14 protein-coding genes are annotated in these 26384 nt (G+C 36.3%); 12 read left to right on the top strand and 2 right to left on the bottom strand.

What is annotated here, in order from left to right; all coding sequences use genetic code 11:
- Positions 1 to 15 precede the first annotated feature (15 nt).
- From C8P67_RS00445 to C8P67_RS00395, 11 genes are all read left to right on the top strand, one after another.
- Positions 16 to 3042 carry a SusC/RagA family TonB-linked outer membrane protein gene (locus tag C8P67_RS00445; protein WP_115809260.1) on the top strand — a complete coding sequence of 1009 codons (3027 nt, stop codon included), beginning with the start codon at positions 16 to 18 and terminating at the stop codon, positions 3040 to 3042.
- A gap of 11 nt (positions 3043 to 3053) precedes the next feature.
- Complete coding sequence (locus tag C8P67_RS00440; protein WP_115809258.1) at positions 3054 to 4661, top strand: RagB/SusD family nutrient uptake outer membrane protein; 1608 nt, start codon at positions 3054 to 3056, stop codon at positions 4659 to 4661.
- A 1-nt stretch (position 4662) separates the two neighbouring features.
- Positions 4663 to 6306 (top strand): glycoside hydrolase, encoded by a 1644-nt coding sequence (locus C8P67_RS00435; RefSeq protein WP_115809256.1) that lies wholly within the window; start codon positions 4663 to 4665, stop codon positions 6304 to 6306.
- A 146-nt stretch (positions 6307 to 6452) separates the two neighbouring features.
- Positions 6453 to 9275 carry an RICIN domain-containing protein gene (locus C8P67_RS00430; protein WP_115809254.1) on the top strand — a complete coding sequence of 941 codons (2823 nt, stop codon included), beginning with the start codon at positions 6453 to 6455 and terminating at the stop codon, positions 9273 to 9275.
- A gap of 120 nt (positions 9276 to 9395) precedes the next feature.
- Positions 9396 to 10979 (top strand): glycoside hydrolase, encoded by a 1584-nt coding sequence (locus C8P67_RS00425; RefSeq protein ID WP_115809252.1) that lies wholly within the window; start codon positions 9396 to 9398, stop codon positions 10977 to 10979.
- A gap of 52 nt (positions 10980 to 11031) precedes the next feature.
- Positions 11032 to 13248 carry a family 43 glycosylhydrolase gene (locus C8P67_RS00420; RefSeq protein WP_115809250.1) on the top strand — a complete coding sequence of 739 codons (2217 nt, stop codon included), beginning with the start codon at positions 11032 to 11034 and terminating at the stop codon, positions 13246 to 13248.
- Positions 13249 to 13303: 55 nt separating this feature from the next.
- Positions 13304 to 15721 (top strand): sugar-binding domain-containing protein, encoded by a 2418-nt coding sequence (locus C8P67_RS00415; RefSeq protein WP_115809248.1) that lies wholly within the window; start codon positions 13304 to 13306, stop codon positions 15719 to 15721.
- 195 nt (positions 15722 to 15916) lie between these two features.
- The gene (locus C8P67_RS00410; protein ID WP_115809247.1) at positions 15917 to 17521 is read left to right on the top strand and encodes a DUF6377 domain-containing protein; all 1605 of its coding nucleotides are present in this window, start codon (positions 15917 to 15919) and stop codon (positions 17519 to 17521) included.
- Positions 17522 to 17719: 198 nt separating this feature from the next.
- Positions 17720 to 19936 carry a glycoside hydrolase family 3 C-terminal domain-containing protein gene (locus C8P67_RS00405; RefSeq protein WP_115809245.1) on the top strand — a complete coding sequence of 739 codons (2217 nt, stop codon included), beginning with the start codon at positions 17720 to 17722 and terminating at the stop codon, positions 19934 to 19936.
- A 185-nt stretch (positions 19937 to 20121) separates the two neighbouring features.
- The gene (locus C8P67_RS00400) at positions 20122 to 20772 is read left to right on the top strand and encodes a DUF1349 domain-containing protein (protein ID WP_115809244.1); all 651 of its coding nucleotides are present in this window, start codon (positions 20122 to 20124) and stop codon (positions 20770 to 20772) included.
- A gap of 107 nt (positions 20773 to 20879) precedes the next feature.
- Entirely contained in the window at positions 20880 to 22013 is a 1134-nt protein-coding gene (locus C8P67_RS00395; RefSeq protein WP_115809243.1) for an acyltransferase family protein, read from the top strand.
- Between the two features lie 103 nt (positions 22014 to 22116).
- On the opposite strand, the gene C8P67_RS00390 is transcribed toward C8P67_RS00395, so the two are convergent.
- Together C8P67_RS00390 and C8P67_RS00385 are read right to left on the bottom strand one after the other, a co-directional pair.
- On the bottom strand, positions 22117 to 24402 hold the full coding sequence (locus C8P67_RS00390) for a GH92 family glycosyl hydrolase (RefSeq protein ID WP_115809241.1): 2286 nt from the start codon (positions 24400 to 24402) through the stop codon (positions 22117 to 22119).
- A gap of 61 nt (positions 24403 to 24463) precedes the next feature.
- The gene (locus C8P67_RS00385) at positions 24464 to 25498 is read right to left on the bottom strand and encodes an MBL fold metallo-hydrolase (protein WP_115809239.1); all 1035 of its coding nucleotides are present in this window, start codon (positions 25496 to 25498) and stop codon (positions 24464 to 24466) included.
- A gap of 474 nt (positions 25499 to 25972) precedes the next feature.
- Between C8P67_RS00385 and C8P67_RS00380 the strand changes: the two genes are divergently transcribed.
- Positions 25973 to 26353 (top strand): ankyrin repeat domain-containing protein, encoded by a 381-nt coding sequence (locus tag C8P67_RS00380; RefSeq protein ID WP_115809237.1) that lies wholly within the window; start codon positions 25973 to 25975, stop codon positions 26351 to 26353.
- Positions 26354 to 26384 lie beyond the last annotated feature (31 nt).

Genomic DNA, 26384 nt, shown 5'->3' with positions numbered 1-26384 from the left:
ATAAAATATCTGAATATGAAATATAAATTTATATGGTTATTTATAGCCGTGTTGTGCAGTAGTGCAGCATTTGCGCAGATAACAGTAAAAGGATCAGTTAAGGATAAAACAGCCTTACCGATTCCAGGAGCAAACATCATAGTGAAAGGATCAGGAGTATCAGCTTCTACTGACTTTGATGGTAAATATACTATAGTGGTGCCAAATAAAGACGCACAGCTTTTATTTTCTTTTATGGGTTTTACCACTAAAACCATAACTGTGGCAGATAGAACAACAATTGACGTTGTTTTGGAACAAGCAGGTCAAAGTTTAGAAGAGGTAGTAGTTGTTGGATATGGAACTATGAAAAAGAAAGACGTAACCACTTCTATTTCATCTGTAAAAGGGAAAGACCTTCAAACAATGACAGTTGGTAATGCTACCGAATCACTTCAGGGGAAAGTTTCTGGAGTTCAGGTAACAGGACAAGGTGGTCCTGGAGCACAGCCAAGAGTATTAATCCGTGGTATTTCTACTCTTAACCTTAGTACAGATCCTCTTTATGTTGTAGATGGTGTTCCAATGGGAAATAGCATTAACTTTTTGAGCAACAATGAGATTGAGTCTATGGATGTACTTAAAGATGCTTCTGCGAGTGCTATTTATGGTTCTCGTGCGTCAAACGGGGTTATCCTTATTACTACAAAAAGAGGTAAAATTGGAAAACCAAAATTCAATATTGATTTAAGCAACGGTTTCCAAATGATGGATAATCCTTATAATATGGCTGATGGTGAAACTTATGCTAATATTATGAGTACTGCTGGACATTCTGATTATTTTCCAAATACTGGGCAGTACAGATACAGAGGACAAACTACCGATTGGTGGGGAGCAGGAATGAGAAAAGCTTCACCAGTACGAAATGCTTCTATTGGAGTAACTGGAGGTTCTGAGAAAAATACCTATGCAGCAAGTTTGAACTACTATAAATCTGACTCTTTTTACGGAGTAGGAGGATGGGAAAGAATCACGGCAAGAATTGCTAATGATTTCAAATTTTCAGATAAGGTTTCTGTGGGGATTACTTTAAATCCGCGTTTCGAGACTTGGGGATCACCGGGAAACTGGGCCGATTTTGACAAAATTGATCCACTTACACCAATTTACAAACCAGCTGATCAATTAAACGGTACCGAAAACGAATACAGCATCTATGCGCGTTCTCCTTCGTATGTATGGAATCCAGTTGCTGCTGTAGCTAGGTATGATGATTATACAGATCAGTATAATTTAAATACTAATGCTTATTTACAATATGAACCAATCAAAGGTTTAGTTTTACGTACACAGGGATCTATTGAAGTAGGTGATAAAACACAAAGTATTTTTAAACCTGATTTTATAATTGATGCGGCTCACGAAAAAGAAGAAATTAATAGTGTTCAAAGAAAAAACACTACTAATCATGACTGGACATGGCAGACAACAGCAACTTACACTAAAACATTTGCTCAAAAACACAATATGTCTTTGATGGTAGGTGCTACAATGGAAGAATACAATGGGAATGATGTTTGGGGTTATGGAGAAGGCGTGCCTAATAACTCAGACCTAATGAGAGAACTAAAGGCTGCTACTAAAAACCGTAGTAGCGATGGTAACAGCTGGTCTAGTTCTTTACTGTCTTATCTTTCCCGTCTTTCTTATAACTACGATGGTAAATATTATTTGACAGGTTCATTCAGACGTGATGGTTCTTCAAAATTTATGGCTGATAATAAATGGGCAAATTTCCCTGCCGCCTCAGCTTCTTGGAGAATTTCAAATGAAAGTTTTATGGAAAACACAAAAGACGTTATCAATAATCTTAGTTTAAAAGCGGGCTGGGGTAAAGTAGGTAATCAAGGTTTACCAGATGCTGTTTACCAGTCAAACATTGGACAAGGATACTACGTTATCGGAGGTGAAGTTGTAAATACTTCTTTCCCTTCTTCTATGGCAAACAGAGACATTAAATGGGAAACTGTTGAAGATGTGAATTTTGGACTTGATTTTGGCTTGTTTAGAAATAAGATTTCAGGTACTATAGAATATTATGAAAAAACAACAAAAGATATGTTGTTTTTGAAACAATTTCCAACTTCCAGCGGGTTTCCTGAGAATGCAAGAATGTGGACGAATGTAGGTTCTATGAAATCGAACGGTATTGACTTGATTTTGTCTTATAAAGATAAAAAAGGAGCTTTCTCTTATGGTGCTGATTTTACTTTTACAACAGTAAATGTTGAAATGATTTCATTGTCAGCTGACGGTGAAAAATTATATGGATCAGACAGCAGAACTTTAACTGTTGAAGGTGATGTGCCTGGATATTTTTACGGATATGTAGCTGATGGGTTGTTCCAAAATCAAACAGAGTTGAATTCACATACAGATGAGCATGGAACTAAATTACAGGATAAAGCTCAGGAAGGAGATATTCGTTTCAAAGATTTAGATGGTGACGGTAAACTGACTGATAATGACAGAACAAAAATTGGTTCTCCATGGGCTGATTATACAATGGGTTTAAACTTTAATTTTGCTTATAAAGGTTTTGATTTAATTGCGAACTTCTATTCAAGTATAGGAAATGACATTGTAAACCAAAATATTTCGGATCTATACAATGCAGCAAGTTTGACAAACAAAGTCGCAGGGCTTCAGGATATGGCTTGGCATGGAGAAGGAACTTCTAATTATGTTCCTCGCTTGTCTAGAAATGATGATAACCAGAACTACATTAAGTTCTCTTCTTTATATGTTGAAGATGGTTCATTTGTTCGTATGAAAAACCTTCAGATTGGTTATACTTTCCTTAATCAATTTGGATTGGATAAACTTAGATTATCGTTATCAGGACAGAATTTATGGACATGGACTAATTATACTGGTGTTGACCCTGAAGTTGCAGGAGGAGATGCTAACAAAGGGGACAGAGTTAAAGGAGCAGGTTTTGGAGGATGGAATTATCCAGTACAGCCAACAATCTTGATAGGTCTTAATGTAGGATTTTAATTAAAAAGAACATGAAAAAAATAATATTATCAGTAGTAGCTTTTGCTTTAATTGCGGTTTCCTGTGAAGATTTTATAGAGAAAGACCAAAGAGGAAAGCAAACCTTAGAAAACTACTTTCAAACAGCAACAGAATGCGAAAACTATGTAAATGAGTTAACTCACAGATTATTGCTGTCAAACGAATGGTGGGCATTGGTTGCTCCTAGAGCGACAAATGAAATGGCAACAGATGATGCTTGGATGGGTAATACGGGGCAGGATAACTCTTCTCACAGATTTTGCGCCCAATACATGGTTACGCCAGAAAATATGGGAAATATCAACGGTATCTATACAGCTCATTATTATACCATTCAATCAGTTAATATCGGTTTGGAGAAAATGGCTTTATCACCGCTTTCTGATGCACAAAAAAATCAATATGTAGGTGAATCACTATTTGTTCGCGCTTATTGCTACTATGAGCTGGTAAATAATTTTGGAGCTGTTCCGTTATATACAACTTCTCTTTCAACTGGCGATTTGAAACTAGAGCGCAGTCCTGCTAGTACTGTTTATGCACAAATTGAAGCTGATCTTAAGGAATCTGCTGCAAAATTAGAAGGTATTACAGTAAACAGAAATGGACGAGTAAACAAATGGGCAGCTTATGCTTTATTAGCTCGTGTGTCTTTGTTCCAAGAAAAATGGGCAGAAGCAAAACTATATTCTAACAAAGTTATTGCTGAAGGACCTTATGCTCTTGAAGCAGATTTCTTGAATATCTGGAATGTAAACAATCATAATGGTGTAGAGTCAATTTTAGAAGCTCAGTCATCTTCTGCTCAGGATAGGAATTTAGGTTCTATGCTTCCTACTTTCTCAGGAGCTAGAGGTGAGGACAAGAAAAATTTCCCTAGCAATGATGCAGGAGATGTTCTTGACGGCTGGGGCTGGTGTATGCCAACCAGTGATTTGGAGAATGCTTACCTTACTGAAGGTGATGTGGTACGCCGCAGAAGCACAATCACTAAATGGGGTGAAGCTGCTTATGGTGACGAGGTATTGAATCCAACTCACAAATTCAGCTTGAACGATAACAAATCAGGACGTGTCTGCCGTAAATATTATATTCCTATTGCGACTCGTCGTTCTTTGGATAAAAGAGACAATAAACTGCCTCTAAATGTGCCGTTGATTCGTTTGGCTGAAATGTATTTGACCAGAGCAGAAGCTGCTTATCAACTAGGTGATGCAGGAGGAGCGTTGGCAGATATCAATGTTATTAGAGCCCGTGTAAAACTTGATCCTAAAGTAGGTTTGGCTGGTCCAAGTTTATTGAGACAAATTTACAAAGAGCGTCGTTTGGAATTGGCTTTCGAAGGATTGCGTTTATTTGATATCCGTCGTGAGAAAGATCCAAGCACAGGAAGACCAGTTATTGAGTCTTTGATGGGACCAAACGGAAGTTTTGTTAAATACAACTTGAGTTCTGCTGATCCTTATGAAACTACGAATTTAAAAGAAGCTCAAGATAAAGGAATTAATTTTAATCCTGCTAAACATTTATTATGGCCAATTCCTCAATTGGAAATAGATATAAGTGGTGGACTAATTTCACAAAATCCTGGTTACTAATATGATTAGTTTTAAAAACTATAAAGCAAGCCTGCTATTTGCGGGCTTGTTTTTAATCTCCTCGCCGTTCATTAGTTGTAGTTCTTCGGATAGTACAGATGAGTCAGCGCCTGTTAATTCGACAACAAGGGAATTAAAAGTAAATCTTGATGCCAATCTTCAGACAATGGAAAGTTTTGGTGCATCTGATGCTTGGCAGTGTAATTTCATTGGTAAAAACTGGCCTTCTGAAAAAAGAAACCGCATTGCTGATTTATTGTTTAGCAAAGGAGTTGATGCACAAGGGAACCCAAAAGGAATTGGTTTGTCATTATGGCGTTTTAATCTGGGATCAGGAAGTGCTGAGCAGGGAGAAGCCAGCGATATTGGTGACGAATGGAGACGTTCAGAATGTTTTACAGCCGATGGTGTTACTTACAATATGAGTAAACAAGCTGGTCAGGTATGGTTTATGAAAGCCGCTAAGGAACGAGGTGTCGAAAAATTATTGGCTTTCGCAAACAGCGCGCCTGTTTATTTGACAAACAACGGTAAAGCTCACGCAACTATTAAAGAATTCTACAATCTGAAAGATGGGAAAATGCCAGAATTAGCCGATTTTTGGGTGAATTCACTTGATAAATTGAAAACAGAACACGGTCTGACAATAGACTATATAAGCCCTTTCAACGAACCGCAATATGAATGGGACGGGACAAGTCAGGAAGGTTCGCCGGCGACTAATGCCAATATATACAGTTTAGTATCTGTTTTATCTCCAAAATTGCAGACAAAAGGACTTAGTTCCCAGATTGTAGTTGGTGAAGCAGGAGCTTACGAACCATTGTATAAAACAGTGACTGGTTCAGCAAGCAGATCAAATCAGATTGATTATTTCTTTGGAGTTAATTCTACAAAAAATATTGCTTCAATGAGCAACGTGAAAAAAACAATATCTGGTCACAGTTATTGGCAGGCTTGGCCTTTGAGTTCACTTATTTCTTCAAGACAGGCAGCAGCTTCAAAAGTACTAACGGCTCCAGGTCTTAGTCTTTGGTCTTCAGAATATTGTGTTCTTGAAAGCCCAGGAACGGCTGAATTGCCAGGCGGAGCAGGTCCAGGAAGAGACTTAGGTATGCAGCTGGCTCTTTGGACAGCTCGTATTATCAGTACTGATATTGCTATTGGAGGAGTTACTTCATGGCAATGGTGGACAGCAATAAGCCGTGGCGACTATAAAGATGGTCTTATTCATGTAGATGATGGAGCAAGCAATGGAGCAGGAAATGCTGATTATTGTAAAAATGACGGCTTCGTTAGAGATTCTAAAACACTTTGGGCATTAGGAAACTTTTCATTCTTTGTAAAACCGGGAATGGTGAGAGTGCAGATACCTGGTTTGGATAGTGCAGCAGCTGCAACAGATGTAATGCTGACTGCTTATAAAGACGATACTAATAAAAAATTGGTGATTGTAGCTGTTAATTACAGCAAAACTGCCAGAACATATAAATTAAACCTTTCGGGTGGAGCTTTAGGGAACAATAAACTGACTCCTTATACTACTTCAGATACCAAAAATCTGGCAAAAGGAACTGATGTAGATGCCGCTAATTTTGAAATACCTTCAAGAGCAGTGGTAACCTATGTAGGTACCTACAAGTAAAATATTTTTTGGATAGAACTTTGTTTTGCTGAAATAGCAAAAGCTTTTTTACCCCTAATTTCATGAATTAGAGTTATTAGGGGCAAAAAAGCTGTGCAAAAATTGATCTGATGTAATTTATAATAAGTGAAAAACAACTGACAATCATGAGACAAAAATATTTCCTATTAGGAGTTTTATTGTTAGGATTTGGAATAATAAACATAAATGCACAATCTAGCACAAGTGATAACTTAGTAGCTCAGCCTATTACAGATAACACTGTACCATTTAGTGTTTCGGATAGTGGTATTTCCTCTCCTGTTACATGGGGACTTGATACCGCTTGGCCTGATGAAAATAATATGCGAAGAGGCGTATCTTTTATGGGCAAAGAAAATGTTGATATTGTAAGAATATCATTTCAGCCTACTCGTGAACTGATTAATGGTGAATTTCAAAGCGGCAGCTATGTAGGAGCTGATGGAAATACATACAGCAGTCAAACAGATTGGCTGGACAGACGTCTTGCTCTTGTGGATTTAACAGGAGATAAAACAAAAGTAGCATTCAATTGCGACCATCCTTTTGTAGCTTCTTGGTTTAGTCCTGGAGATCGTGCTATTTATGCCCAGCGCTGGGAACAGCTGATTTATGCAAGTACAAAATATGCTCAGGGAAAAGGGAGAACTGTAGTATCTGTAGCACCCTTTAATGAACCAGATAATGGATGGGGGCAGGGTACTGTTACGAACTTTAATGATATTGCTGCTCGTATTAAAGCTAATCCTTATTTTTCTGCTATCCGCGTGTCGGGTGGAAATACTCTGAATTGCGATCTGGCTCATAATTGGTATGACCAATTAAAGTCTAATTTAGATGAAGGAAACACCCATCAGCTTGCTGGTGGATTTGATGGTTATGCAAGTTTTTTTGAGAAAGTCCGAGCTGATGGCAAGCATGCTACTGCAGATGAATTACACAATGTAATGGAAGCAATAGTTGGTATTCAATACGGTATGCAGACTGGAATATGGTGGGGTACTGCAGAACTTGCAAGAGGCGAATTTGTAAAAGCAAGCCGAAATGGAAAACGATTGGCTTATGCAGAAAATCGCCCAAAATGGACAGCCGCAGCAGTTTATAAAACAAGCCAAGGCAGCGTACAGGCATTTGGAGGAACTTCTGAAAGACAGGCTGAAGCCACTTCGTACCGTTTTATATCAAAAGACAAAGAGGTTTATTTTGATGGTTATGGCCCGCAGCGTGAATATACGATGCAATTACCTGGAGGTACTGGCTACCAAAAGGGACAAACTAATGCCGAAAGAGTTGTTAATATTACTTGGGGTCATGATATCCAGCCGGTTATTAATGGCCGTTATATATTGGTAAATCGCAAAAGCGGAAAAGTATTGGAAGTCGAGAATGGCGCTACATCAGCAGGTTCAAGCCTTCGTCAATACAATTATAATTCAAGTGCAGCATATCAGCAATGGAACGTAACTCATGTCGATTCTAGGATTGGCGGTGATTTTAGCTATTTTACAATAACTGCACAGCATAGCGGCATGTCTCTGGATATCTATAATTATTCATTAGAGGATGGAGGAAATATTGTCGTTTGGAATGATCTTAAATCAGCAAACCAGCAGTGGTTTTTGGATTATGCCGAAGATGGCTGGTTTTATATCCGCAGCCGATTCAGTGCAAAATGTTTACAGGTTGCTAGTACAGGCGATAATATTGAACAATTCGAAAAATCTGGCGGGACGCAGCAACAATGGCGTTTAATCCCTATTGGTACTCCTATAGATTTTGTATCCCCAAGTGCTCCGAGTAATTTAACAGCCACAGCTAACGCAGCATCTATTAGGTTAGACTGGGCGCCTAGTACGGATACAGATGTTGCTGGATATACAGTTTTTAGAACCGAAACACAAGGCGGATCTTACAATACAATAGCCCGAAATGTAAAAACAGTTTCTTTTGTTGACAATACGACTGCTGCAGGGAAGTCTTATTTTTATGTAATCAAAGCAGTAGATAATTCGTTGAATCGTTCTGTTTATTCAAATGAAACTTCGGCTGCAGCCACAGGAAACAAAGATCTTATCGCACATTTTCTATTTGATGATACTACATTAGACAAAAGCATTCAATTAAACCACAGTGCTTCATACGGTGATATTGCTTTTGTTGACGGAAAAATTGGCTTAAAAGCAATTTCGCTGAAAGGTACCAATGGTTTCCTGCAGCTTCCAGCAAATGTGGCTAATCATGATGACATTACCATTGCTGCATGGGTAAATTGGAAAGGCGGAAATCAGTGGCAGCGAATTTTTGACTTTGGAAATGGCGTGGATCAAAATATGTTTTTAACTGCCAATGCTAATAGTGGGAATTTACGTTTTGTAATCAATAATGGAAATGGTGAGATTCAACTGGAGACTGATAAGTTAGCTACTTCAACTTGGGTGCATGTTACTGTAACAATTAGTAAAACGCAAGGTTTAAAAATGTATGTCGATGGTAAATTGGTAAAACAGCTGGATAACTCGACTGTCAGCCCGAATGATTTTAAGCCAATTCTTAATTACATCGGTCGCAGTCAATATACAGCAGATCCATTATTCAACGGCTATATAGACGATTTTAGAATTTACAATTATACATTAACTGAAAACGAAATAGCAGCTCTTGTTTCTAGCACTTTAGGTGTAGATGAGAAGAACGAAAGCGGGTCTGGGAAGGTTTCATTATGGCCAGTTCCTGCTAATGAGGTGCTGCGTATGGGGCTTGCCGAAATGAATAGTACTGCATCAGCTCTTGTTGTATATGATTTACAAGGAAAAATTGTGATGAACAGAACATATAGTGATAGTAAAAATATTGAACTGGATACTTCTGATCTCCCAACTGGAACTTATATACTGAAATTGAAAAATGACAAAAAATCAGTTGTTAAACAATTTATTGTAAGACATTGATTTTAGTTCAGATTATGATATTTTTTACAGATTCTCCCGCAAGTTAATAAGCAAAATCTCTTGCGGGGTTATCGTAAAAGCTGATAATAGTTAAAATATTAATATACAAAGAATAAAAAAATGAAAAAGGTATATGTCTCGCTTGTATTGCTAATGAGTATGCACTCTTTTGCGCAGCGAACAATCAGCATTAGTACCGATAATGTTGTACAGACAATGGACGGTTTTGGAGGTTCAGATGCTTGGAGATGTCAATTTGTTGGCAAAAACTGGCCTGAGCAAAAAAAGAACGCTATCGCCGATTTGCTGTTTAGCAAAGAAATTGATGCCGCAGGAAATCCTAAAGGAATCGGACTTTCTATCTGGAGATTTAATCTCGGGGCAGGGAGTACTGAACAAGGGGAAAACAGCAGGGTATCTGATGAATGGAGACGAAGTGAATGTTTCCTTAATGCAGATGGAACCTATGATTTTTCAAAACAGGAAGGGCAGAGATGGTTTTTGCAGGCAGCTAAAAAACGCGGAGTGGAAAAATACTTGATTTTTACAAACAGTCCACCGGTTCATATGACAAACAACGGATTGTCTTTTGCAACGCAAAAAAATAAACTGAATCTGAGGGAAGGAGCTATTCCAAAATTTGCCGATTTCTTTGTTAAAAGTATTCAGGGACTGGAGAAAAATGAAGGTGTTAAGTTTGATTATGTGAGCCCTATCAATGAGCCTCAGTGGGAGTGGATGCCTAATAATGGCGACAAAAACAGTCAGGAAGGAACGCCGGCGACCAATCAGGAAATATACGATTTGACAAAATCACTTTCAGAAAAACTGAAAGCTCAAAAAATGAATAACAAAATTGTTATCGCCGAAGCTGGACAAATTAATTTTCTGTATGAAAATGTAAATGGAGAAAACCGCGATAATCAGATAGATTACTTTTTTGGAAATACAAAAACGAATATTTCTAAACTTTCCAATGTTGAGAATACAATTTCAGGACATAGTTATTTTACAACATGGCCTGTTGACAGACAGGTTTTAAGCCGAAAATTAATTGATGTTAATGTAAAACAAAAACCAGGTCTGAAATACTGGCAGTCAGAATACTGTATTTTAGAAAATCCAGGAGAAGCTGAAATCCCAGGCGGTGGAGGTGGCGGAAGAGATTTGGGTATGCAGACGGCTTTGTTTGTGGCCCGCTTAATACACAATGACATTGCGCTTGCCAATGCTGCTTCATGGCAGTGGTGGACATCACTTACGAGAGTGGATTATAAAGACGGCTTGATTTATCTGGATGATGGAAAAAGCAAAGGAGGAACATCTCCTGATTATGTTCGAAATGACGGAGAATTCCATGATTCGAAACTGCTTTGGGCTTTTGGAAATTACTCGTTGTTTGTACGTCCTGGGATGTTAAGAGTTGATGTTCCAAATCAGGATGAATTGGGTGCTGCAAATGATGTGATGATAACTGCTTATAAAGATTCAGCAAACAAAAAACTGATTGTAGTTGCTGTAAACTGCGGAAAATCAGATCAGAAATACAAATTCAATCTGACAAAAGGAACTTTAAAAAACAATGAAGTAGCTCCTTATGTTACCTCCGAGAATTCCAATTTAAAAAGAGCTGCTATTCAGAAAATAGATGCGATTGAAATTCCGGCCAAATCAGTTGTCACTTTTGTTGGCGAACTGCAATAAAATTAATTGAGATAATTCCGCATATTAATTGTGGGCTATTATTAAAAAAAACATGAACAATAATTCAATAGTATTCACCAAAGAAAAGAACATTTATAAATGGGCTGTTTTGGTATTGGCCGTAACCATTTTTGGTACTGCTGATGCACAGCAGGTTTCTAAGAAGAAATTATCCAAGCCTAATGTAAAGACTGCCGTTATAAAAACGAATGCTTATCTGTTTGCCTATTTTACAGGAAATTCAGGTAACGAAGAAGCAATCCGTTTTGCGGTTAGCAACGATGGTTATAATTTTCGAGCATTAAATAACAATCAGCCGGTAATCGATTCTAAACAGATTAGTTCCACTGGCGGAGTACGGGATCCTCATATTCTGCGCGGAGCTGATGGTAAAACATTCTATATGGTTGCCACCGATATGGTTTCGGATAAAGGCTGGGATTCTAACAGAGCAATGGTTTTATTAAAATCCACTGACTTGACAAACTGGACTTCAAGCATTATTAATATCCAGAAGAAATATCCAAATCAGGAAAATCTAAAACGTGTCTGGGCGCCTCAGACAATATATGATGCACAAAAAGGCAAGTATATGATTTATTGGTCAATGCAGCATGGAAATGGTATTGACATAATTTATTATGCTTACGCCAATGCAGATTTTACCGATTTGGAAACCGAACCTAAGCAATTGTTTTTCAGCCCGACAAATGGTGCTTGTATTGACGGCGAAATTATTTTTAAAGACAATAAATATCATTTGTTTTTCAAAACTGAAGGAGCAGGAGCGGGTATAAAGGTTGCAGTTTCTGATAAACTTACTGAAGGTTATGTTTTGAAAGATAAATATGTACAGCAGACCAAATATCCTGTAGAAGGAGCAGGCGTCTTCAAACTGAATAATTCTAAAGATTACATCCTTATGTATGATATGTATACCAAAGGAAAATATCAGTTTACAAAAACTAGTGATTTAGAAAATTTCTCAGTGATAGACAATGCTGTTACGATGAATTTTCACCCGCGCCATGGAACGGTTATGCCAATAACGGCAGATGAACTGGCACGTTTAGAAAGTAAATGGGGAAGTGCAAAGGATATTATGAGTTCTACTGAAGCGAAAGAAATTAAGAAAACAAATATCAAAGCGGATGCTGATGCAAAACATGTACATCTGCCAGTAAAATGGGGAACAAATCTAGCTTCATTCAAACCTGATTTTACAAAATTTGCAGGTGTTACTGTTGAACCAAAAACGGCTCAGGATTTTACAAAAGGAGCTGTAAAATATACAGTTACAATAGATGGTCAGGCTGCTGAAACTTGGTCTGTAACGGCTTCGGTTGCAAATAATCCTGCTTTGAACGGTTTTTATGCCGATCCTGATGTAATGTATTCTGAGAAAACTTCTAAATATTATATCTACCCAACAAGCGATGGATTTGATGGCTGGTCTGGAACGTATTTCAAAACATTCTCTTCACCTGATTTGGTAAATTGGACTGATGAAGGAATTATTTTGGATCTGGAAAAAGATGTTGCATGGGGAAATAGAAACGCTTGGGCTCCTTGTATCACTGAGAAAAAAATTGGAAACTCTTATAAATATTACTTCTATTTTACTGCAGCTCAAAAAATCGGAGTAGCAGTTGCTGATAAACCAGAAGGACCTTTTACTGATTCAGGAAAGCCATTGGTAGACAAATTACCTGCTGGAGTTTCAGGAGGTCAGCAGATAGATCCGGATGTTTTTACAGATCCTAAAACTGGGAAAAGTTATTTATACTGGGGTAACGGTTATATGGCCTGCGCCGAATTGAATGACGATATGATTTCGATTAAACCAGAATCGGTTACGGTAATGACACCAGATGATACTTTCCGTGAGGGAACTACGGTCTTTTTTAGAAACGGGAAATATTATTTTTTATGGTCTGAAGAAGATACGCGAAGCGAAAATTACCGCGTGCGTTATGGAACATCCGATTCTCCAACTGGTAAAATTACTGTTCTTAAAGACAATTTAATTCTTGCCAAAAATAAGGAAGCAGGCATTTATGCAACAGGCCACAATTCAATCCTTCAGATTCCTGGTAAAGATGAATGGTACATAGTATATCACCGTTTCAATTATCCAAAAGGAATTACAATGGGCGATCCTGCAGGATTTAACAGAGAAGTCTGTATCGATAAAATGGAGTTTGACAAAGACGGAGCAATACTAAACATTATACCGACACACGAAGGAGTTAAACCTTTGAAGAAATAGCTTTTAAAAAAGGGAGCAATCAAAAAAATGAATGAATAATTAAAATTAATACACAATGACTATTAAAAAACTCGCATTGCCAATTCTTATTTTTTCCTGCTTATCGGCATTTGGCCAGATATCGTTTGGGGATTCCAAAAAAATTAATGACAACTGGAAGTTTACTCTTGAAGATGCTTCAAATGCACAAAATGCGGTCTACGATGATGCTAAATGGCAGTCAGTCAATGTTCCGCATGACTGGAGCGTTGAAGGGAGATTGAGCCCAACTTTATCCAGCTGTACGGGATATCTGCCAGGCGGAATTGGCTGGTATAGAAAAGCATTGAATATTCCTCAAAATAAAAAAGGCGAAAAAGTATATTTATATTTTGAAGGTGTTTACAACAGAAGCGAAGTTTTTATCAATGGTCATTCGTTAGGAAAACGACCTAACGGATATATTTCTTTTGCTTATGATGCGACTCCTTTTGTAAAATATGGCGAAGACAATATCATTGCAGTACGTGTAGATCATAGCAAAAGTGCAGATTCACGCTGGTATACTGGTTCAGGAATTTATCGTAATGTGTGGTTAGTTTACTCCAATCCAGTGCATATTGCGCAATGGGGTGTTTACACTTATCCAGAAGTTAAAAATGGAGCAGGAACTTTGAATGTAGAAGTAGCTCTGGAAAATGGTTCATCTGCAAAAACAAATCTTACAGTTGTAAATGAACTTGTAGACAACAGCGGAAAAACAGTGGCCAAAAGTTCTCAAAATGTAGCTGTTGATGCTAACAAAGAAAACAAGACTGCAGTCAAAATAAATGTAAAAAATCCTCAGTTATGGGATTTAGAGCATCCAAATCTGTATCAGTTAAAAACAACTGTTTTAAAAGATGGAAAAATTATCGATAAAACGGTTACGTCAACAGGTTTCAGAAATTTCACTTTCGATGCAAATAAAGGTTTTGCTTTGAATGGCAAATGGATGAAAATGAAAGGAGTTTGTCTGCACCATGACGCTGGAGTTTTAGGATCGGCAGTTCCAAAAGATGTTTTGAAATCAAGATTAAAAACATTAAAAGAAATTGGAGTAAATGCAATTCGTACAAGCCACAATCCGCAGGCACCAGATTTTTATGTTCTTTGCGATGAATTAGGAATCTTAGTTCTTAATGAGGCGTATGATGAGTGGGAATTTCCAAAACGTAAATGGTTAACAGGATGGAACGTAGGAACTCCAGGTTTTGAAGGTTCTAATGATATATTTGTTGAATGGGGCGAGAAAGATTTGGAAGACATGGTTCGTCGTGACCGAAATCACCTTTCTGTTTTTGGATGGAGTATTGGTAACGAAGTTGATTATCCAAATGATCCATATTCACACCCTGTTCTGGATAATGGAAAAGACGGCTTTGGACAAGCAAATTATGGCGGTTACAAAAAAGATGCACCAGATGCTATGCGTCTTGGAGGAATAGCTAAACGTCTTGTTGCAGCTGTAAAAAAATATGACAAATCCCGTCCTACAACTGCAGGTCTTGCAGGTGTTGCAATGTCTAACGAAACAGAATATCCAGGAGCTTTAGATATTACTGGATACAATTATACTGAAAGTAAATATCTGTCTGATCACAAAAAATACCCAAACAGAGTAATTTTTGGAAGTGAGAATGTTCATGATATGGAGCCATGGTTAGCAGTAAAAAATAACGAGCATATATTTGGACAGTTTTTATGGACAGGTATTGATTATTTGGGTGAGTCTAATGCATGGCCATCAAGAGGATTCTACTCAGGATTGGTAGATCTTGCTGGAATTATTAAGCCAAGAGGTTATTTCCGTCAGTCATTATGGTCAGAGAAACCAATGATTTATGCAGGAACTTATATCAGTAATAATGAAAAAGAACTTTCTAAAGATGCGTGGCCAATTTGGAATAACTACAATGAGGGACAAATAATCAGAGTGGTTTGTTACACGAATGCTGCCAAAGCCCGTCTAGAATTAAACGGAAAAGTTATTGGAGAAGAGAAAAAATACGACGAAAAAACAGGTGTAATTTATTGGGATGTTCCATATACTGCAGGTAAGTTAGAAGCAATTGGACTTAGCAATGATAATAAAATCGTAAGCAGATACGCAATTGTTTCTTCTCAGCAGCCTTATGCTTTAGTGGTTAACGAAAAAAATATCACTGTAGATAAAGAAGGAGTAGCCAAAGTAATCGTGCAGATATTAGATGAAAAAGGTTTGCCAGTAATGCTTTCAGATAATGAAATTACTTGCACGATTAATGGCTCAGGTACTTTACTAGGTTTAGAAGCTGGAAATAATGCAGACATGGGCGATTATACTGACAATGTTCAAAGAGCATTCCACGGTCACCTTGTAGCCTATATTCAGGCAACGGGTAATGAGCCTATAAAAGTTAATTTTACCAGTACTTGGTTAAAATCGACTGAGGTTACTATTCAGGTAAAATAAGCTGCAGAGAATAAAAAATAATTTTAAGTTTGGTTAGTTAGTAAAGGCTGTTTCTCATGTGAGGAACAGCCTTTATATTTTCTAATTGTATATAGAAATCGAAAAACATTCTATTCACTTTATTATATTTGTAATCCATTTCATTTAGCTGTTATTAGTTTGAAAAATTATCTTCTGTTTCTTTTATTTTTTACGATGAGTTATTCAGGTTATTCATCTGACGCTGATTCTATTTTTGATAAATTAAATGATGCCGTAAAAAATAAACAGAAGTATGTTCAATTAAAAGAAGAACGTATTTTAAACTTCAAAAAAATTAAATCCGAAGATTTATCTAAAGAACAGGAGTACAATTACAATAAGACTTTATACAGAGAGTATCAAAAATTCAATTCTGATTCTGCAATTTTATATGTCAAAAAAAATCTTGTAATTGCTTCAGAACTCAAAAACAAAGATTTAACAGATTTAGCCCAGCTCCAACTAGCCAACTTATATTCTTCATCGGGAAAATACAGAGAATCGGAAGCTATTTTAAAAAGCATCAATAAAAAGACATTATCCAAATCACTGCTTCCCAATTATTATACAGTTTATAGAGAGTTTTTTGAGCATTATAATGCAAATAGTACCAGTAAAATTTACATTGAGCAAATAGTAAAATATCGTGATTCATTGTTGGGCATATTAAATCCTAAAACATTGAATTTTAGAATTAACCAGATTCAGAAAAATATTTTTGACAGAAAGTTTACTGTTTCTCTAAAACAGTTATCGGTTTTATTGAAAGATACAAAAGTTGAGGATCCGCAATATGCGATGCTTACCTACCTTTTTGGGAAAATTTATGAAGCTGAAAATAAATTGGAATTAAGAAAAAAATATTATGCGCTTTCTGCCACTGCAGATATTATAAACGCAAATAAAGATAATGCTTCACTGCAGGAATTGGCTTTGGTTTTTTATGAAATTGGTGATGTTGATATGGCATATAAGCTCACACAATCGGCAATTGAAGACGCGCTTTACTGCAATGTTCAGTTTAGAACAGTGCTAATGTCACAAATCTATTCGATTATTAATACATCTTATTTAGAACAAGAAGCCAAGCGAAAAACCGAATTGCAAATGTACCTTTTATTCATTAGTGTGCTTTCCGGATTTCTAGTTATAGCAGTTATTTATGTGTACAGACAAATGAAAAAAGTATCCAGAATTCGAGGAGAACTTTTTACAACCAGTCAAAAATTAGCCGAATTAAACAGAGATATTACCGAAACAAACGGCCAGTTACAGGAACGAAACGCTCAATTATCTGAATCCAATCATATAAAAGAGGAATATATTGCACATTTTTTCAGTCTGTGTTCGAGTTATATCAATAAGTTAGAAAATTACCGCGTTATTTTAAACAAAAAAGCGGCTCTCAAACAGTTTGATGAGATTTATAAAATGCTAAAATCGACTACTCTAGTTGAAAAAGAACTTGAAGAACTGTATGAGAACTTCGATGTAATTTTTCTAAACCTGTATCCAACTTTTGTAAAAGACTTTAATGCACTGCTTATTACCGAAGAGCAGATTGTATTAAAACAGGGAGAATTGTTAAATACAGAACTCCGTATTTTTGCACTCATCCGATTAGGAATTACTGACAGCGTAAAAATTGCGGCATTTCTTCGCTACTCTTTAAGTACGATTTATAATTATCGTACCAAAGCACGAAACAAATCGGCAGTTTCCCGAAATGATTTTGAGGAAACAGTGATGAAAATTGGATTATTCGCTGCGAAAGCGTGATTTTTTAATTTAAAATCACTACTTTTTTTAATCTTTTTTTTGTTTTAAGTATTTGGTATTTAATGTTTTAGTTTTTTATTTCACTACTTTTTTTGTTTAGAAATTCAACATTTACTCTAACGTTTTAGCTTTACAATATTATTGAGATATGCTTAAGTGTCTTGATACTATTTTTAATGATTTAATAAAAAAAGTGGTATGTTTAAAAATGTTAAAACAACTGTTCTATTACTGTTGTTAAGTTCATTCGGAATGAATGCACAAAATAAAGTTCCTGTTTATCTTGATGATAAAAAAACAATTACTGAACGTGTAGAAGATGCACTTTCGAAAATGACAACCGAAGAAAAAATTGCCATGATTCATGCGCAGTCAAAATTCAGTTCGCCAGGTGTTCCGCGTTTGGGAATTCCAGAAAACTGGATGACTGACGGACCGCACGGAATTCGTACCGAAGTGAAGTGGGACGAATGGGATCAGGCAGGATGGACAAATGATTCGTGTATTGCATTTCCTGCACTTACTGCTTTATCTGCTACCTGGAATAAAGAAATGGCTTCTCTATACGGAAAATCTATTGGCGAGGAAGCACGTTTTAGAAACAAAAATGTACTCTTAGGACCTGGTGTAAATATTTACAGAACACCGTTAAACGGCCGTAACTTCGAATACATGGGCGAAGATCCTTTTCTTACTTCAAAAATGGTGGTGCCGTATATTAAAGGCGTACAGTCAAACGGAGTTGCTGCCTGTGTAAAACATTTTGCTTTAAATAATCAGGAGACAAACCGTAATGCGGTAAACGTAAATGTTGATGACCGTGCGTTATATGAGATTTACCTGCCTGCATTTAAAGCTGCTGTCCAAGAGGGTGATGCTTGGGCCATTATGGGATCATACAATAAATACAAAGGACAGCATTGCTGCCATAATGAGTTTTTATTGAATGACATTCTTCGTGGCGAATGGGGTTTCAAAGGTGTAGTAATTTCAGATTGGGGAGGAGTTCATGATACAAATCAAGCTATTCATAATGGTTTAGATATGGAATTTGGTTCATGGACCAATGGACTTTCATGGGGGACAAGTAATGCGTATGATAACTATTATCTGGCGAAACCATATTCAACCATGATTGCGAAAGGTGAAATTGGAACAAAAGAATTAGATGAAAAAGTACGCCGTATTCTGCGTTTGTCTTTCTTAACAACAATGAATAAAGAAAGACCTTTTGGATCATTTGGAACAAAAGAACACGCTGACGCTGGTCTAAAAATTGCCGAAGAAGGAATTGTACTTCTTCAGAATAAAAACAATATACTGCCAATTAATCTTTCAAAAACAAAGAAAATTGCTGTTATAGGGGAGAATGCTATCAAAATGATGACTGTTGGAGGAGGAAGTTCTTCATTAAAAGCAAGATATGAAATTACACCGCTTGAAGGATTAAAGAAAAGAATTGGCAGTCAGGCTGAAATTGTTTACGCCCGTGGTTACGTAGGAGACCCTACAAGTAATTACAATGGAGTAATAGCCAAAGTGAGTTTAGAAGACAAACGTTCTTCAGCTGAATTAACGGCAGAAGCTTTGAAAGCGGCCAAAGATGCCGATATTGTTCTTTTTATCGGAGGATTAAATAAAAGTGATAATCAGGATGCAGAAGGAGCTGACCGTAAAGATTTAGGACTTCCGTACAATCAGGATAAATTAATCAGTGAATTGGTTAAAGTAAATAAAAATGTGGTTTTTGTAAATATTTCAGGAAATGCTGTGGCTATGCCGTGGGTAAATGAAGTTCCGGGAATTGTGCAGGGATGGTTTTTGGGAACTGAGGCTGGTACAGCTTTGGCTAATGTTTTGGTAGGAGATGTGAATCCATCTGGAAAACTGACTTTTACTTTCCCAGTGAAATTAAATGACAATGGAGCCCACGCTTTAGGTGAATTTCCAGGCGGTGACGAAGTTACATACAAAGAAGGAATTTTTGTTGGGTACCGCTGGGCTGACAAGCAAAAGATAAAACCATTATTTTCTTTTGGTCACGGTTTAAGTTACACGACTTTTGAATATGGTAAAGTAACCGCTGATAAAAAGCAATTGTCGGGCGGAGATCAAATTACATTTTCGGTTAAAGTAAAAAACACTGGAACTCGTGAAGGTTCAGAAGTAGTTCAGCTTTACATCAGCGATTTAAAATCTTCTTTGGTTCGTCCGATAAAAGAATTAAAAGGTTTTGATAAAATTTCGCTTAAAGCAGGAGAAGAAAAAACGGTAACTTTTACTGTTGACAAAACTGCCTTAAGTTTCTTTGACGATAAAAAACACGACTGGGTCGCTGAGCCTGGAGCTTTTGAAGCTTTAATTGGAGCATCAGCTGCAGATATAAAATCTAAAGTGAGCTTTTCACTTCAATAAAATAGTTTTTAAAATTGGTTTGGTTGTAAACCTGTAACTGTCAAAAGTTACAGGTTTATTTTAAAATTAAATTTTTATTTTTTACCATTAAGATATTACGTATCATTAAGTCATAAAGGCTTTATTTCCTTAATCTCTTAATGGTTCAAAAAAGAAAACACTTTATTGTTTAAAATTTAAATAACATGAAAAAAATAGTACTATTTGCCGTTGTCTGTTTGTCATTGCAAAACCTTTCTGCTCAAAGTTTAAACAAAATGCAGTGGTTTAATGAACCTGAAAAGTGGGAAATAAAAAACAATGCATTGATTATGAACGTTACCGCCAACAGTGATTATTGGCGTATATCGCATTATGGATTCACCGTCGATGACGCACCATTTTATTATGCTAATTACGGTGGAGAATTTGAAGCGAAGGTAAAATTGACAGGCAATTATATTGCACGCTTTGACCAAATGGGATTGATGATTCGGGTTGACGAAAAAAATTATATTAAAACGGGAGTTGAATTTGTAGACGGAAAATTTAACATCAGTACGGTTGTAACGCATGATAAAAGCGATTGGAGCGTAACAACTCTGGAAAAAGCGCCACCTTTTGTTTGGATTAAAGTCGTGAGAAGATTGGATGCTGTTGAAGTGTTTTTTTCGTATGATGATAAAACATATATCATGACGAGAAACGCTCCGTTACAAGATAACACCCCTGTTATGATTGGTTTGATGGCAGCTTCCCCTGATGGAAAAGGTTTTGAAGCCAAATTCGAAAACTTCTCGGTAAAACATTTACCGGACCAGCGCAGGACAGAATGGCTTAAAAATCACCAAGAGTAAATTTTAATTATTGATTATTAATTGTTAATGATGAAATTTAAGTGATTAAATGTATTTTGAGTTACATTAACCATCAACTATCAACAACCAACCATCAACCATTTTTTATGACAGATATTAAACCCAAAAAACATTATGAAATTTTAGACGGTTTACGTGGAGTAGCCGCAATTTTAGTCGTTGCATTTCACATTTTTGAAGCTTTTAACGGCGGAAACCGCTTCAAGCAGATTATCAATCATGGCTATCTGGCTGTGGATTTCTTTTTTCTGCTATCAGGATTTGTTGTCGCTTACGCATATGATGACCGTTGGGGAAAAATGACACAATGGGAGTTTTACAAACGGCGTTTAATCCGTTTACAGCCTATGGTTATTATGGGAATGATTATTGGAGCTATTTTCTATTACTTTCAGGCTTCGGATATTTTGTTTCCGATGATTGCCAAAATGGAAGTTTGGAAAGTGATTTTGACCATGGTAATTGGTTTCACATTGCTTCCAGTTCCGCCTTCAATGGAGATAAGAGGCTGGGGCGAAATGCATCCGCTTGACGGTCCTGCCTGGTCGTTGTTTTTTGAATATATAGCCAATATTTTATACGCATTAATCTTTAGAAAATTCTCAAATAAAGTACTTTCTATTTTTGTTCTGATTTTTGCCGGTCTGCTTGTCAATTATACTGTTTTTGGCTCAAAAGGCGATGTAATCGGCGGATGGTCATTGAATTTAGAACAGATGAATATTGGTTTTACCCGTTTGCTGTATCCGTTTTTTGCAGGAATTCTACTTTCTCGTTTAGGAAAACTAATTCATGTAAAAGGTGCTTTTTGGGTCTGCAGTTTAATGGTTGCGATTGTTCTTAGTGTGCCAAGAATTGGAGACGAAAATAGTTTATGGATGAATGGTTTATATGAATCTTTCTGCATTATTCTTGTTTTTCCTTTGATTGTTTCAATTGGTGCCGGCGGTGAAATTAAAAATCCGTTTTCGCTTAAAATATGCAAATTGTTAGGCGATATTTCATATCCAATTTATATCACGCATTACGCGCTTATTTATTGGTATACCGCCTGGGTTGTAGACAATAAAGTTTCGTTAGAAGATGGTTACGTATTGGGAATAGGAGTTTTAATTGCCAGTATTTTAATTGCCTATTTGTGCTTGAAACTGTATGATGAACCAGTACGCAACTGGCTTCAGAATAAATTTCAAAAACAAAAAATAATTACTGTAGAATAATTTATACCATTTTTTTATTTTTTTACCATTAAGATATTAAGAGAATTTAGACTTAACTTTCTTAATATCTTAATGGTAAAATAAATTTTTGATGCATCAAAAGCTATTTCATTTTGGGCTTCGGACCCATGTAAAAAGTCACTTTTGAACCATTTGTAATTGCCGAATGGTTGATGAATAAATCAGTTACAGGTTTTCCATCTAAAAGTACTTTTTGAACATATACATTTTTAGGACTTTGCTTAATAGCTTCAACTGTAAATGTTTTTCCGTTTTCTAATGTAAGTTCGGCTTTGTTTACTAATGGAGATCCGAGTGAATATTGATCAGATCCCGGCGCCACGGGATAGAATCCTAGTGAAGAGAAAATATACCAAGCACTCATTTGTCCGCAGTCGTCATTACCTCCAAGACCATCTGGAGCGGGTTTATACTGCATATTTAAAATCTTGCGGACCTGCGCCTGAGTTTTCCAAGGCTGGTCTGTCCAATTATAAAAATACGCCACATGATGCGCTGGCTCATTGCCGTGAACATAGCCACCAATAATTCCTTCTCGGGTAATATCTTCTGTTTCGGCAAAAAAGGAATCGGGTAAATGCATCGTAAATAAGGTATCTAATCTTGAAGCAAATAGCTTTTTACCGCCCATTAAATTTATTAAGGCTTCCGGATTATGCGGTGCAAAAAAGCTGTAATTCCAGCTGTTGCCTTCAATAAATCCCTGACCATTGGTACTCAAAGCATCGAACTCTTTTTTGAAAGTACCGTCTGCTAATTTAGGTTTCATAAAACCAGTTTTTGGATCAAAATTATTTCTCCAATTTTCAGAGCGTTTTATAAACTCATTGTAGATTTCAGTCTGATTTAGTTTTTTTGCTAATTGGGCAATACACCAGTCATCATAGGCATATTCCAAAGTATTTGATACCGAGATACCGCTTTTTTCGGCAGGGATGTATCCCAAATCCATGTAATATCCAATTCCTTCATAATCTCTATGCTTTGCAGTAGCCACACAGGCTTTTAAAGCTTCGTTTTGATCACCGTTATAAACTCCTTTTATAATTGCATCAGCAATTACAGACACACTGTGATAACCGGGCATGCACCAGTTGTCGTTTGCATAATGTGACCAAATAGGCAGCATATGAAGACTGCTTTGATCGTAATGTGCCAGCATCGATTTCACCATGTCATTGTTTCGTGAAGGCTGGATAATATTGAAAAAGGGATGCAGTGCTCTATAAGTATCCCATAACGAAAAGGTGCTGTAATTTGTAAAACCGTCAGCTTTATGAGTGCCTTGATCCAAGCCTTTATATTCGCTGTTTACATCAGTATAAACAGTAGGATTTATAAAAGTGTGATACATGGCGGTATAAAAATTCACTTTGATATCATCGGGAGCTGTGATTTTAATTTTGTTTAGTTCTTTGTTCCAAATGGCTTGTGCTTGGTTTTTTACTTTGTCAAAATCCCAGTCTTTTATTTCTTCCCTCATATTTTGCAGCGCATTTTCTTGGCTGACTGGAGATATTGCAAATTTTATTTTAATTTTTTCAGCTTCATCAGTTTTAAAATCAAAATACATTCTGATTTGTTTTCCTGCTATTTCAGGGAAATTCTTTGTTTGGTTAAATTTCCCCCAGAATCCTCTGTAGGTTTGCTTGGTTTCATAATTCTTTTGCCCGTATTGAGTGAACGGTTTGGAAAAAGTCATCGCAAAATAAACTGTTTTTGTTCTAGCCCAGCCGTTAGTTTGTCTGTAGCCAGTAACTAGCGTGTCGTTTACAACTCTAACATACGTCCAGACATTTTTATCATTATAATTATAAATTCCAGCCATCAAATCCAATATAATATGACTTTCATCCGATTTTTGGAAAGTATATTGGTGCATTCCTACACGGGTTGTCGCAGTCATTTCGGCCAAAATATTCTCATCATCTAATTTGACTTTGTAATAACCTGCTTCGGCAGTTTCATTAGCATGAGAAAATGCCGAACGGTAACCGCTTTTTGGATTAGAAGCAGTGCCAGGATTTAACTGCAGTTTTCCCTGCGTTGGCATAATCAAAAAATCACCAAGATCGGAATGTCCCGTTCCGCTTAAATGGGTGTGGCTAAAACCGACTATGGTTTTGTCTTCGTATCGGTATCCTGCACAATATTTATATACTTCGCCATTGTATTTTCCATTTTGTTCATACGAAATTGTATCGGTTTCTGGGCTAAGCTGTACGGCTCCAAACGGAACTGTTGCGCCAGGATATGTGTGTCCCATTTTTTCAGTGCCAATAATTGGTTTAACATATTGAACTAAATTCTGCTGCGCATTGCTACACCAGAAACTTAAGAATAAAACAGAGAGAAAGATTTTTTTCATCAGATGCGTATTGGATTTAAAAAGATAAAATTTTCAGCGTAAAAATAAAGCATAATTTGTTTTACTTAAACCAAAAATCAGATGTTTTAGATGTTTCAATTGACACTATTTCACCTAATTTCGGCACGATACATTTTATATTTTGTTTATTGGCAGCTTCTATAAAACGTTCGACTGGTTCTGTCCAGCTGTGTTGTGCCAAAGCAAATCCTGCCCAATGTACAGGCATAAAAGTTTGTACATTAGCATCAATAGCCGCTTGTACACTTTCTTCTGGAAACATGTGTATCTGGCTCCAATTTTCATTGTACTGTCCGCATTCCATAAAAGCAAAATCAAAAGGTCCTAATCGTCTGCCTATTTCTTTAAAATGCTGTCCATAACCGCTGTCACCGCTAAACCAAATTTTTTCTTTGGGCGTCATCAAACTCCAGCCACCCCACAAAGACTTGGCTCTATCTCTCAGACCGCGGCCTGAAAAATGCCTTGTAGGAGTAAATGTGATTTGTATTGTATTAAAGTCGGCTGTGTCCCACCAATCAAATTCAGTTATAATTTCGGCATCAATTCCCCATTTTATAAGATGACGTTTGACACCCAAAGCCACGTAAAATTGCTTCACTTTCGGTTTTAATTTTTGAATACTGTCATAGTCTAAATGATCGTAATGATCATGAGAAAGCAGTACCAAATCAATAATTGGCAGTTCATCAATTATATCTAAAGTATTTTCGGAAAACCGTTTTATTGGAAAAGGAGAAATTGGAGCAGCATTGCTTCCAAACATAGGATCGATTAAAATTGTCAAGTCATTCATACGTAATAAAAGCACTGAATGTCCAAACCAGATAAAATGAGCAGTTTCAGAAGATTTTGAAAAAGCTTCATTATTAAAAGGAATTATGTTTAAGGGAGCTTTTGGCGCTCGGTCTTTTTTCTCGCAAAATTGTTTGTATAAAAGTTTAGGCATCGTTCGAATGCTAATATCCATTGAAGTGTTTTCAATGTTTAAGAATTTTTCGCCATCCCATTGTTTTGATTTAGAATAGTTTTCAACGTCTGATTTTGTCGGTTTTGCACCAAATTGTTTTCGCATAGTGTTTGAAAGTAAAGCGGGATTTTTATCAAGTTTTTATCATATAAATGTATGAAACATAATGGTATAAAAACGATGATTTAAAATTGGTTTTGCGAAGCTTTTAACATAAATCAAATCCAATGAATTATTAATTAAGGCATACAATTAATCAGCTTTTAATGATATTGGGAAATTATACCGAAGGTTTGTTATTAAATGTGATCAAACTATGCATTAAAATTAGTCCTATTAAAAGATTTGTCCATTTACAAATAAATATTTTGATTACTGTATTATTGTTGTAATAATTAGTTGCTTCTAGGTGATTTTTGATAAAGTCAACAAAACGGCTTAAAATGTTAATTAAAAGTTAATATTGAGTACTATGTGATACACAATACCTTTTTAAAGATATATATTTGCATAGGATATTATTATATGAATCAAATTATTTAATTAAAAAAACAATCATCAATCAAAAAATTAATTATCATGAAAAAATCAATCATTTATTTAGGAGTTGCTTTAATCGCTGCAACAAGCGTTTTATCAGCATCAAATCTGCCTTCATCTTCAAATGCATCTTATGAAGCTATTCCATCTTCTGAAATCGTTTCTCCGCTGAGTATTGCCATCTGGAAAGGAGATTTGAACAGTGTCAAAAAATTTGTGGAATATGGCACAGATGTAAGTGAAAAGTCAAACGGAATGACTCCGCTAATGGTAGCTGCCCGTTATAACAAAGTTGAAATTATTAAATTTTTACTATCAAAAGGAGCTGATGCTAAGACTAAAAATGAATACGGACTTATAGCATTAAAATATGCAGAATTATCAAATGCTAGGGAAGCCATCGAATTATTAAAACAATAAATAATATTTAATCTTAAATGAGACATCATTA

Source organism: Flavobacterium aquicola (assembly GCF_003385115.1).
GTDB lineage: Bacteria > Bacteroidota > Bacteroidia > Flavobacteriales > Flavobacteriaceae > Flavobacterium > Flavobacterium aquicola.
The sequence above is the reverse complement of the archived record's forward strand: the minus strand, read 5'-3'. Positions and strand labels throughout refer to the sequence as shown.

Coding starts and splice junctions, on each gene's coding strand:
- C8P67_RS00445 (WP_115809260.1), top strand. CDS start 16: ATGAAATATAAATTTATATGGTTATTTATAGCCGTGTTGTGCAGTAGT.
- C8P67_RS00440 (WP_115809258.1), top strand. CDS start 3,054: ATGAAAAAAATAATATTATCAGTAGTAGCTTTTGCTTTAATTGCGGTT.
- C8P67_RS00435 (WP_115809256.1), top strand. CDS start 4,663: ATGATTAGTTTTAAAAACTATAAAGCAAGCCTGCTATTTGCGGGCTTG.
- C8P67_RS00430 (WP_115809254.1), top strand. CDS start 6,453: ATGAGACAAAAATATTTCCTATTAGGAGTTTTATTGTTAGGATTTGGA.
- C8P67_RS00425 (WP_115809252.1), top strand. CDS start 9,396: ATGAAAAAGGTATATGTCTCGCTTGTATTGCTAATGAGTATGCACTCT.
- C8P67_RS00420 (WP_115809250.1), top strand. CDS start 11,032: ATGAACAATAATTCAATAGTATTCACCAAAGAAAAGAACATTTATAAA.
- C8P67_RS00415 (WP_115809248.1), top strand. CDS start 13,304: ATGACTATTAAAAAACTCGCATTGCCAATTCTTATTTTTTCCTGCTTA.
- C8P67_RS00410 (WP_115809247.1), top strand. CDS start 15,917: ATGAGTTATTCAGGTTATTCATCTGACGCTGATTCTATTTTTGATAAA.
- C8P67_RS00405 (WP_115809245.1), top strand. CDS start 17,720: ATGTTTAAAAATGTTAAAACAACTGTTCTATTACTGTTGTTAAGTTCA.
- C8P67_RS00400 (WP_115809244.1), top strand. CDS start 20,122: ATGAAAAAAATAGTACTATTTGCCGTTGTCTGTTTGTCATTGCAAAAC.
- C8P67_RS00395 (WP_115809243.1), top strand. CDS start 20,880: ATGACAGATATTAAACCCAAAAAACATTATGAAATTTTAGACGGTTTA.
- C8P67_RS00390 (WP_115809241.1), bottom strand. CDS start 24,402: ATGAAAAAAATCTTTCTCTCTGTTTTATTCTTAAGTTTCTGGTGTAGC.
- C8P67_RS00385 (WP_115809239.1), bottom strand. CDS start 25,498: ATGCGAAAACAATTTGGTGCAAAACCGACAAAATCAGACGTTGAAAAC.
- C8P67_RS00380 (WP_115809237.1), top strand. CDS start 25,973: ATGAAAAAATCAATCATTTATTTAGGAGTTGCTTTAATCGCTGCAACA.